12 protein-coding genes are annotated in these 11211 nt (G+C 40.0%); 4 read left to right on the plus strand and 8 right to left on the minus strand.

Annotated elements, in window-relative coordinates:
* Nucleotides 1-13: 13 nt before the first annotated feature.
* Nucleotides 14-946: a DUF1700 domain-containing protein gene (locus BM161_RS11485; protein WP_074932823.1), complete on the minus strand. Its 933-nt coding sequence runs from the start codon at nucleotides 944-946 to the stop codon at nucleotides 14-16.
* 2 nt (nucleotides 947-948) lie between these two features.
* Nucleotides 949-1272, minus strand: a complete 324-nt coding sequence (locus BM161_RS11490) for a PadR family transcriptional regulator (protein ID WP_022933420.1) — start codon at nucleotides 1270-1272, stop codon at nucleotides 949-951.
* Between the two features lie 105 nt (nucleotides 1273-1377).
* On the opposite strand from BM161_RS11490, the gene BM161_RS14410 reads away from it, so the two are divergent.
* Complete coding sequence (locus BM161_RS14410; RefSeq protein WP_177206237.1) at nucleotides 1378-1527, plus strand: hypothetical protein; 150 nt, start codon at nucleotides 1378-1380, stop codon at nucleotides 1525-1527.
* 15 nt (nucleotides 1528-1542) lie between these two features.
* On the opposite strand, the gene BM161_RS11495 is transcribed toward BM161_RS14410, so the two are convergent.
* From BM161_RS11495 to BM161_RS11505, 3 genes are read right to left on the minus strand one after another with little or no spacing between them, the layout of a single operon-like run.
* Nucleotides 1543-2991: a sodium ion-translocating decarboxylase subunit beta gene (locus tag BM161_RS11495; RefSeq protein ID WP_074932825.1), complete on the minus strand. Its 1449-nt coding sequence runs from the start codon at nucleotides 2989-2991 to the stop codon at nucleotides 1543-1545.
* Nucleotides 2991-5087, minus strand: a complete 2097-nt coding sequence (gene oadA, locus BM161_RS11500; RefSeq protein WP_074932827.1) for a sodium-extruding oxaloacetate decarboxylase subunit alpha — start codon at nucleotides 5085-5087, stop codon at nucleotides 2991-2993. Before oadA ends, BM161_RS11495 begins: the two co-directional genes overlap by 1 nt.
* Before the next feature lie 21 nt (nucleotides 5088-5108).
* Nucleotides 5109-5363, minus strand: coding sequence for an OadG family protein (locus BM161_RS11505; protein ID WP_074932829.1), 255 nt, complete (start codon nucleotides 5361-5363; stop codon nucleotides 5109-5111).
* 235 nt (nucleotides 5364-5598) lie between these two features.
* Between BM161_RS11505 and BM161_RS11510 the strand changes: the two genes are divergently transcribed.
* On the plus strand, nucleotides 5599-6282 hold the full coding sequence (locus BM161_RS11510) for a hypothetical protein (protein ID WP_074932831.1): 684 nt from the start codon (nucleotides 5599-5601) through the stop codon (nucleotides 6280-6282).
* Between the two features lie 23 nt (nucleotides 6283-6305).
* Here BM161_RS11510 and dapB read toward each other — a convergent pair whose 3' ends face one another.
* From dapB to BM161_RS11525, 3 genes are read right to left on the minus strand one after another with little or no spacing between them, the layout of a single operon-like run.
* Nucleotides 6306-7088 (minus strand): 4-hydroxy-tetrahydrodipicolinate reductase, encoded by a 783-nt coding sequence (gene dapB, locus BM161_RS11515; RefSeq protein ID WP_074932833.1) that lies wholly within the window; start codon nucleotides 7086-7088, stop codon nucleotides 6306-6308.
* Entirely contained in the window at nucleotides 7085-8392 is a 1308-nt protein-coding gene (locus tag BM161_RS11520; RefSeq protein ID WP_074932834.1) for an HD-GYP domain-containing protein, read from the minus strand. The genes dapB and BM161_RS11520 overlap by 4 nt, the downstream gene beginning before the upstream one ends.
* A 10-nt stretch (nucleotides 8393-8402) precedes the next feature.
* Nucleotides 8403-9728, minus strand: coding sequence for an aspartate kinase (locus tag BM161_RS11525; RefSeq protein WP_074932836.1), 1326 nt, complete (start codon nucleotides 9726-9728; stop codon nucleotides 8403-8405).
* Nucleotides 9729-9896: 168 nt separating this feature from the next.
* Between BM161_RS11525 and BM161_RS11530 the strand changes: the two genes are divergently transcribed.
* On the plus strand, nucleotides 9897-10403 hold the full coding sequence (locus tag BM161_RS11530; RefSeq protein WP_074932838.1) for a helix-turn-helix domain-containing protein: 507 nt from the start codon (nucleotides 9897-9899) through the stop codon (nucleotides 10401-10403).
* The coding region (locus BM161_RS11535; RefSeq protein WP_074932840.1) for an IS3 family transposase at nucleotides 10334-11211 on the plus strand (878 nt) is incomplete at its 3' end. The genes BM161_RS11530 and BM161_RS11535, both read left to right, overlap by 70 nt.

Below are 11211 nucleotides of genomic sequence, written 5' to 3' on the forward strand. Positions count from 1 at the left end.
ATATATATATCTTCTATTTAATATCAATATTTACAGAACCCATTCCACAGTTTACAGAGAAATGGTTTGCAAGCTTCTGATTATTGTAGATCTGGCATACACCACTCTTCTTTTCACCATTGAAGCGGAAGTCTCCAAGTCCAACCTTTGCATCGTAAGAATAGTTTTTAGGATCTCCCTTAAGATCAAGCTTCATATTTCCCATTCCGCAGTCAAGGTTTACAACTCCTGTGATGCTTCCTGCAAACTCTAAATTTCCCATTCCGCAACGCATATCGATTTTTCCACCGAATACACCGTCAAGAACAAGATTACCAGCTCCAACATCAATTGCCCCAGAATCACATTTTACAGAAATCTTTCTTGAAACAAGCTTTCCGGCTCCCACTGCAATACGACATTTTCCAATCTCTGCATTCTTTGGAACTGTAACAAGAACTCTTGGCACAATTCGACTTCTTCTGTTATGACTCCAGAAATTAAGATTAAAACGCCTTGTATTGCTCACAACAAGAGTTCCTTCTTTATTCAAGTAGCAGTTAAGGCACTCTTCTGGAAGTCCACGGGTTTCAATGCAGTATTTATCGCCTTCAATAATAGCAACTTCAGCTGCACCAAAATCCATAGAAAGATTCTTTACCTGAGATTTTGTAAACTCAAAGTAAAGAGCATCAATGCTGCATCCATCCGGGTTACCCTCTTTTGCACCGTCAGAATCAGAATTATTGTTTGAATCCCCTGATTTTGTATCTACGAGCGCATTTGCAAACTTTTCAATGATTGTTTTTGCAAGCTCTTCAGGAGTGCCGAGCTCCCGCATTACCTTTTCGTCATCACCAGCTTCATCAAAATAATCTGAATAATACTGAATTGCTTCTGCCTGCTCATCACTTGTAAGCGACATTATGCTTGATTTCAGTTCATTTAAATATTCTTCTCTAGTCATATTTACTTATCCTCCGATTTCTTACCCATTAAGATTTCGTCTACACCATTTCTAAAAAGTACCCATTCACTTCGGTACTTATCCAGCAGAATCATACCATTTGAAGTTATCTTATAGTATCTTCTGTTCCTGCCTTGAAACTCCATATCGTAAGTTTCAAGGTAACCGTCCTTCTGGAGTCGCCTCAGCACCGGATAAAGGGTACTTTCGGAAACATCCATAATTTTACGGACATCCTGCGTAATCTTGTAGCCGTAGGTTCCTTCAAGGCTTACAACAGCCAGAACCACAGCATCAAGCAAGGCAGAACCCGCGGTAAACACCATAGAATCCTCCTTCGCTTTTATAATATTGTTTAGATATCTATATTATATAATATATAATATTATAACACTAAAAGTCAAGAAAATTGTTACTTTTAGAATAAAAAAATGCCTAAAATCGAAGAACCGTTAAAAACAAAGCGCTTTAGCGGTTTGTTTAGGTTCATCGAAAAAACGGCACAGAGCGAGATTAATCGAGCGACTTTAAAAAGAAAAAGGCAGATTCCCGAAGAAATCTGCCTAAAATCTTTAAATTAGATATGAAGTTTTATATTACATTCCATAAGTAGAGATGAATACACCGGCTGCAATTGCAGTTCCGATTACACCTGCTACGTTTGGTCCCATTGCGTGCATCAAAAGGAAGTTTGTAGGATCTTCGGCCATACCAACCTTGTTTGCAACGCGGGCTGCCATTGGAACTGCTGATACACCAGCCGAACCGATAAGCGGATTAATCTTCTCTTTAAGGAAGAGGTTCATAATCTTAGCCATGATAAGACCACCCATTGTAGCAATACAGAAGGCAAGAAGACCAAGAACGATAATACCAAGTGAGTTAGCGTGCATAATCTTTTCCGGTGTCATCTGAGAACCTACACCAAGAGAAAGAAGAATAGAAACAATGTTCATCAATTCATTCTCTACAGTCTTAGAAAGGCGCTGAACAATTCCAACTTCCTTAATGAAGTTACCGAATGCAAGCATACCAATAAGAGGTGCTGCAGGTGGCAAAAGAAGAATTGTTACAACAAGCAAAAGCAATGGGAACAATACTTTTTCTGTCTTAGAAACAGGACGAAGCTGCTTCATTTTGATTGTACGTTCTTTCTTAGAAGTAAGGAGCTTCATGATAGGTGGCTGAATCATTGGTACGAGTGCCATGTAAGAGTACGCAGCAACCGCAATAACAGCCATCATTTCTGGAGCAAGCTTACCAGATACGTAGATAGAAGTAGGACCATCTGCACCACCGATAATAGCGATAGCACAAGCCTGCTTCATGTTATAGTCGATTCCAGGAATAAAGTTCATTGCAGCAACACCGAACAGTGTAGCAAATACACCAAGCTGAGCGGCACCACCGAGCAATGCTGTCTTAGGGTTAGCAATAAGCGGACCAAAGTCTGTCATAGCACCAATTCCCATGAAGATAAGCATTGGGAAGAACTCGTTTCCAACACCTGCATTGTAAATGATATGAAGCATACCATCTGGACCATCACCCATTCCAGCACCCGGAATATTTACAAGAATAGTTCCGAATCCGATTGGAATAAGAAGAAGAGGTTCAAAGCCCTTTACAACTGCAAGGTAAACAATAAGGAAGCCGATGGCGAGCATAACAAGTCTCTGCCAGCCCTTTACCGGATGAGCGGCAAGGTCAGCAGCGGCCTGAGCAGCCTGTTCTTCCTTTGCTAACTCCATAGCTTCCTTAGAAGCCTTTTCTTCTGCCATTTCTGCAGCAGTTGGAGTGTGAATCATTTTATAGATTCCGGTATTCTTTCCTACATTCTTGAAGAATGAAGAAACCGAAATAGGTTTAATATTTTCAGAGCCCTTAATGATTGTAGACGAAGCATAGCTCTTATCTGCACCTGCGGAACCTGATTTAGAAGCTCCACAGCCTGCAAAAGAAAGAACTACAGCAATCAGACATACAATAACAGTAGCTTTTAATACCTTGAATTTCTCAGTATTTTTGTTCAATTCTGTTTCCATTACTGTACCTCGGCCAAAGTAGCGCCCTGTGCAATCTGGCTGCCAGTTGCTGCGATAAAGTGAATCTTACCAGCGGCACCAGCCTTAATTTCCAATTCCATCTTCATAGATTCGATGATAATTACTGTTGTGTCAGGAGAAACTGAAGCACCTTCGCTAACTGCATAGCGGAGAAGTGTTCCGGCAACTGGAGCTGCAACAGGCTTTCCACCGGCAGATGCTGCAGGTGCTGGAGCCGGCTGAGCAGGAGCGGCAGCAGGGGCTGGCTGTGCAGGTGCTACAGGAGCAGCGGCAACCGGTGCACCACCAAGATTAGCCAGTGTCTGACCCTGTGCAATCTGAGTGCCTGGCTGTACAACAAAGCTGATCTTTCCGTCAGCAGGAGCCTTAACTTCGAGCTCCATCTTCATAGATTCAATAATGATTACTGTATCACCCTTCTTTACCTGAGCACCCTCGCTAACTGCATAGCGGAGAAGTGTTCCTGCAACAGGAGATGGCACTGGCTGTCCACCACTTACTGCAGCAGCGGCAGGAGCGGCAGCGGCTGCTGCTGGAGCGGCACCTGCAGCACCGAATGTTACATTATAAGCAGTACCGTTTACATTTACGCTCATGCTGTCGCCAGCTGGGCCTGTTGTAACATTGTAGCTTGTTCCATTAACATTGATTGTATAAGAACCACCCTTATTTTCTTTAGCGGCAGCAGCAGGAGCTTCTTTCTTAGCAAATGTAGCGGCTGCATCAACTGGTCCCTTAGAGCGTTCTGCAAAGAACTTAGGTGCAACATTAGGGAACATAGCGTATGTGAGAACGTCTTCATCAGAACCGTCACCACCAGCCTTCTTAGACTCTTCAACCATCTTGTCCCATTCAGGTTCAATAAGATCTGCAGGACGACATGTAACAACTGCATCCATATGATTCTGCTCAAGAGCCTTCTTAACAAGCTCTGGATCAGCATCAGTTGGGAGTTTACCGAACTTACCAGTAATAAGGTTACGGAAGTCCTGAGTCATTACTTTATATGGTCCCATAAGAACGTTCATAACAGCCTGTGTACCAACAATCTGAGATGTTGGAGTTACAAGAGGAACGTAACCTGCAGCCTTGTGAACCTTTGGAAGTTCAGCAAGTACAGCGTCCATCTTGTCGCCTGCATTCTGCTGCTTGAGCTGTGATTCGAGGTTAGAAAGCATTCCGCCTGGAACCTGAGAAAGAAGAATACGTGTATCAGCACCAAGGAAGGCAGATTCAAGAGATGAATAGTGCTTTCGAACTTCACGGAAGTAAGCTGCAATCTCAAGAAGAAGCTTTGTGTCAAGGCCAGTATCCATGTCTGTACCCTTGAGCATTTCTACTACAGTCTCTGTTGGAGAGTGAGAAGTACCCATAGACATAGAAGAAATTGCTGTATCAAGCCAGTCTGCACCAGCTTCAGCAGCCTTCAAAAGTGTTGCAACAGAAAGACCTGTTGTTGCGTGTGAGTGGATTTCTACTGGAAGATCAACCTTAGCCTTAATCTTCTGTACGAGGTCATAAGCTTCATATGGCTTAAGAAGACCAGACATATCCTTAATACAGATAGAATCTGCACCAAAGTCTGCATAAGTCTTAGCAAGTTCTGCATATTTTTCGTTTGTGTGGAATGGAGTTACGGCATAAGAAATAGCCATCTGAACATCTACGCCAGATTTTTTAGCAGCCTTTGTAGCACATTCCATATTGCGTGGGTCGTTACATGCATCGAAAATACGGAAACATCCGATACCGTTCTTTGCAGCAGTTGCAACGAACTTTTCTACTACATCATCAGCATAGTGCTTGTAACCAAGAAGGTTCTGAGCACGAAGCAGCATCATGATTTTGTTATTTGGAAGAGCTGCATGGAGCTTTCTAAGGCGCTCCCATGGATCTTCGTTAAGGAAGCGGATACAAGAGTCATAAGTTGCTCCACCCCATCCTTCGATATATTTGTAACCAACTTTATCAAGTTTGTCACAGATTGGCAGCATATCTGCTGTTGTCATACGTGTTGCGTGAAGACTCTGATGAGCATCACGAATTGCAAGTTCTGTAATTCCTACTTTAGCCATATATTATACCCCTATCTATATTTACGATTTTAATGCCTTGTCATGCACGGCTGCTGCGATTGCAGCAATAATAGCACCATCATTTCCGGCAGCCGAAGCAGCAGGAGCAGAAGCCACAGGTGTTTTAGCAGGTTCTTCCTTATCAAGCTTAAGTGCATGAATTACGGCTTTCATAATCGTCATGCAGATAATCAGAATAATGATGAAACTGAATACAACACACATACCAAGCAGAGTCAGAAGTCCGCTCTGACCAAGCATTCCTGTAATTGTCATATATGTATCCTCATAATCCCGGCGTACCGGGTAGCATTCAAAAAAAATCGAAACATTCGCCCGATTTTAATACAAAAAGATTATAATGAAACATGGCTAAAAGTTCAATTCACAGAAACCGTTTTCTATGTTAGAATAATTCAAAAGTTCTAAACAAATACCGTCATCCCGAACTTGTTTCGGGATCTACCAGTAGATGCTGAAACAAGTTCAGCATGACAGGAGGATATAATAAATGACAATCGCAAACTGGATTCTGCTCAGTATCATAATAATCAATACAGGTCTTATTATTCTTTCATGGATAAAAAACTTCAGCATCCTTCAGAAAATCTGCGAATGTATTATGATTCCTCTTTTTGGAGCAATGGATATTCTGATTCTTAAAGAATATCTTCCAGATTCCCTTCACCTTATGAAGGTTACTATTATTACCCTTGCACTGGTTACTATCTCTACAGTCTTCCTTTCTTTTGAAAAGGTAAAAATACTCAGAATATTAGGTAGAATTCTTGTTGTTTTAAGTGTTGTTTGCTGGATTACCCTTTACAGATCGGTTTTCTTCATATATAAGGTGCCACTCTGGCTTACACTTTTAATGGGATTTATTTATCTTGCAGGAACAATTACAGCAATAATTCTTTCCGGAAAACAGGAAATACGTTTTTACGCTCTTTTTGCGCTCAGTTTTGCCCTTTCTGCATATCTGCATTTCTGCAGCCTAATCTTTTTGTGCTTTGAAAAATCAGAAAATGGAATCATGCTTTTTGCAGGAACATCGGTTTTCATGTGTCTTACTGCATTCCACTTTATTAATCAGGCTAAGTTAAATTTTAAGCACGCCGGAAAAATCAGATACGGACTTTTGGTTGCGTCTCAGATTCTCATAGCGTGCTCTAATGTGCTGATGATTAGATGAGTCGGCAAGCTACGCTTGCCGACCTAACAATATATATCATCCCAGCCGTAGAGATTACCTTTCGAAATCTTTCCGCTCTTGAGGGCAGCGTCGAGCTTCACAAGGGATTCTACTGCACCAACGGCAAAGCCCTCGCGGCTTCTGGCTGTATGGGTAAGTTCAATAGTATCGGCAGTTCCATCAAAGAAAACCTTGTGAGTTCCAGGAACATTACCGCAGCGTGTAGAACTTACATGAAGCTGATTTGCAGCTGGTCTTTCGTGGAAAGCATCAGTTACAATTTCAGTTTTATTCTTATAACCAACCTGAATACGACGGGCAATTTCCAAGGCAGTTCCACTAGGACTATCTGCTTTCTGATTATGATGCATTTCCCATGTAGCAACATCATAATCTTTATATTCAGCCATAATCTTTGCAGCTTCTTCTACAATTTTATAGAACATATTTACACCGATAGAAAAGTTTCCGGCAGTCATAACTGTTCCGCCAACCTGCTTTGCATATTCAGCAATTTCTGCATGCTTGTCGTTCCAGCCAGTAGTTCCAACAACAAGAGGCAGTCCCAAAGGCAAAAGGGCTCGAACATTATCAATAACAGCAGATGGATGAGTAAACTCTATAACGCCCTCTGCCCCGCTTGATTTTACAGCGCGAACAATTGCATCTGTGTCGCCTGCAGCAACTTTTACTTTGGCATCATTAGCCAAAACATCTATAGTAGTAACAACTTCATGACCAGCCTTCTTTGCAGCCTGCTCAATCATGTGTCCCATTTTTCCATAACCAACGAGTGCGATCTTCACTTTATTTCTCCTTCATATTTTTTCATTGAGTTGTGATAGTTTTCCCACCATTCAACTTCTTTCTGTTCTGTTTCAGATTCCTGCAGCTTAAAGGTTCTGGCAAGCTGCTCAATTTCTGCCTGACAGGCTTTTGTAGCCTCTACAATACACGGCTCAAACTGTTTTTCAATAGAATCATTAAAAATACAAATTGCTTCATCAATTGTAAAAGGCTCTTTATAAAGACGCTTACTGATTAAGGCATCCATTACATCAGCAGCAGCCATAATTCTTCCGCAAAGAGGAATCTCTTCTCCCTTCAGGCCACGTGGGTAACCAGTTCCATCCCACTTTTCATGATGAGTGAATGCCATATCAATAGCAATCTGATTAAACTTACCGTCGCCAATTTTTGGCAGCTGTTCCAGAAGTCTTTTTCCTTCAACAGGATGAGTTTTCATTACCTCATAATCTTCTTTATTGAACTTTCCAATCTTGTTCAGAACACCCTCTGGAATATGAATCTTACCGATATCATGAAGGAAGGCAGCCGTCTCATACAAGTGAATAGTCTCATCAGTCAAAACGTCAGTGTAGTATCCCAGGTCTCTGAGCTTCGTTGCAATAATCTTAACATAATGCTTAGTATGCTGAACGTGGCGGCCCGTAAACAAATCGTGACTACCAAGACAGCTTGCAACAAAACCAATAATCATATCCTGAGTATTCTGAAGATTTACATTCTGCGAATGAAGAAGCTGAATAGCCTTATGGGAACGCTTAGCCATAGTCAGTGCAATCAGGAAAATAAACATAAACTCAATGCTATAGCCAACCAGAGTAGAAATAAACCAGGTTTGTGGAGTATGAACCTGAACATCCATAGCCATAACAGAAAGTACAGTTTTTGATCTGATAAAAAGCGCAAAAACCATAAGGGCAAAGCTAGTGATGGTAGATGTAATAGTTATTCGTTTATTGAAGTAAAGACAACTCAAAAAAGGAACAGCAGCGTAAGTGATATTAACCTGAATGATATTTTTTACTGCAAGAAGTTCAACAAATACTGCGCAGCTGATAATACCAAAATACATTCCGATTTTCTGAGTCTTCGGAAATTTATTTAAACCGTGGGCAATGATAAAGCAAAATATACTGTATAAAAACATCAGTGCAGAATACGAATGTGGAACTCTCCAGATTTTGCAAAGAGTCAGAATGCAAAAAGCAACCGGCACCATAGCACAGGCCAAAAGGAGAATCTCAACAACCTTATTTACAGACTTAATGTTTTCATTAAAGAATATTTCGCTTGTATCTTCCATAAATTAATCATTAACTGAAGTATGCGTTGTGAAGAATCTGAACAGTCTTATCTGCTTCATCATCATCAACAATCATACTGATATTAACTTTACTTGCCCCCTGAGAAATCATCTGAACGTTGATTCCTTCATCAGCAAGAGCATCAAATCCGCTTGCAAGAATAGCGCTTGAGTGTGCAGCATCACAGATGATAGTAACAATAGCCTTATCCTTACGAACAGAAACCTGACTCGCCTGCTCCAAATCTGCAACAAGACCTGTCAGGTCAGCCTTAGAATTTACAGTAAGAGAAACAGAAACCTCAGAAGTAGCAATTACATCAATACTGATATTCCATTTAAGGAAGTTATTGAAAATGTGTGCAAGGAAGCCAGCTGCTCCGAGCATACGAGAAGAAACAATATCAATCAAAGTAATGTGCTTAACAGTTGTAATAGCACAAACCGGAGGCACCTTACCAGTGTGATTTTCTACGATGATAGAACCAGGACTTGTAATATTGTAAGAGTTCTTTACACGAACCGGAGTTCCAGTTTTGCGAACAGGAAGCATAGAACGAGGATGCAAAACCTGAGCACCAAACATAGCAAGTTCCTGAGCTTCTTCATAAGTAACCTCAGGAACAGGCTTAGCCTCTTTTACAACACGAGGGTCAGTTGTGAGAATACCGTCAACATCCTTCCAGGTCTGAACTTCTTCAGCGCGCATAGCAGCACCAATCATAGTTGCAGTAAGATCTGAACCACCGCGACCAAGAGTTGTAATATTTCCTTTTTTATCTTTTGCAATAAAACCTGTTACGATAGGAATGTGATTATCTGTGCCGTTCTTGTAGCCGCCCAGGTGAGCAGGAATATTTTCCCAAACCTCATCCAAAAGTTCTGCAGACATATAGTTAGAGTCAGACACAATACCGATATCCCAGGCATCGTAGAAGCGGGCTGGAATTCCCTGAGACTCTAAGTAAGCGGCCATCATGCGCACAGACATACGTTCGCCAAAGCTAACTAGATAGTCGCGCGAACGTTTAGAGATTTCTTTAAGCATTGAAATTCCGGTGAGCAGCTGTTTTAATTCAGTCAAAAGAGCCTGAATAGTTTCGATATTGATTCCAAGCTCTGCAGCTGTATCTTCGTGAAGCTTTGCAACTCCCGCAACATCAACCACGCCTTCCACAGCCTTGTCAGCCGCCTCAAGAAGATGGTCAGTTGTGTCACCCATAGCAGAAAGAACAACTGCCGGGCGTTTGTCCTGATAAGCCTTTATAATAGAAGCAACATGCTTAATTCTCTCTGCATTGGCTACGGATGAGCCACCGAATTTCATTACTATCATAATATGTCCTTTATGTAATTTTGATATTAAACTGATTATAGTGATTTATACTGATGTGTGGAAGTGGAAATCAAAAAGTTCTGACGGGCGGAGCCCCGCCCTACGCCTCAACCACCTTCGGCGTTTGAACTGAACCCCAAAAGTTGGACACTTTTGGAGGTATAAAATATGAGCAAGAGTTTGTCTTATGAAGAAAAATTAGAACTCATAAGATTATGGAAAGAAGAAAATTATTCGAGAAGAATGCTAACTGAACATTTCGGAGTATCACAGCATGTTGTAGATCGATGGAAAAAACGTTATTTAATTCATGGAGAAAAAGGATTAATTTCAAGAAAAACAAATCGTCCTTATACAAAAGAACAAATAGAAAAAATTCTACAAGAACTTAAAACTGGAATTTCACAGAAAACAATTGCAGCTAAATATCAGATTTCCCATTCAACTTTATCTAGATGGATGTTAAGATATCAATATATGGGAAAATTTGATCCAACAAAAGCAATAACACCAGATGAAATAAAATCTCTAAAAAAAGAGAATAAAGACAATCCAACTATGATGGAACTGTTAGAGAGGCTTGAGTATTCAGAAATGGAGAATGCATGCCTAAAAAAATTGGCGACCTTAGTTCAAGCTCGCAAAGAGAAAAATCAGAAGCAATCAAAGAATTAAGGTCAGTATATAAATTAGATAGATTGCTGAAATACTTTGATTTAAAGCGTTCGACATTTTATGAGAATATAAAACCCAAGAAAGATAAATACATTGAGATTAAACAGAAAATCCTTGAGATTTATAATAAAAGCAATAAACGAAAAGGATACAGGTGGATAACATCTGATTTGCATAAATCAGGGGTTCAGATTAATCATAAAACAGTATTACGTTTGATGCAGCAGCTGGGAATAAAAAGTATTGTTAGATCAAAGAAATATAATTCTTATTCAGGAGCAACTTCCGGAATTGCAGTAGAAAATATCCTTCAAAGAAATTTTTCTACAACATCAATTAATCAGAAATGGACAACTGATGTAACAGAATTTAAGGTTTGTGGTAAAAAAATATATCTTTCAGGTATTATGGATATGCATAGTAAGGAGATTATCGCCCATACTGTAAGTTTTTCACCTAATATGAAACTTATTATGAACATGATAAAACTTGCATATAAAAAAACTGGAAATCCAAAAAATGTAATAATTCAATCTGATCAAGGATGGCAATATAGGCATATTTCATATAAGTATTTCCTGAAAAAGAAACATGCAATTCAAAGTATGTCTCGAAAAGGAAATTGTCTTGATAATGCTGTAATTGAAAATTTCTGGGGTATATTAAAAACAGAATGGTTTTATCTTAATGATTTTGATTCTGTTGATAAGTTTCTGGAAGAACTAGAATCGTATATTCATTATTTTAATTATGAACGGGATTCCAGTGTTTTAAATTATCGGACTCCAATTGAAGTCCGAATGAAAAA

Source organism: Treponema bryantii (genome assembly GCF_900113965.1).
Lineage (GTDB): Bacteria > Spirochaetota > Spirochaetia > Treponematales > Treponemataceae > Treponema_D > Treponema_D bryantii_A.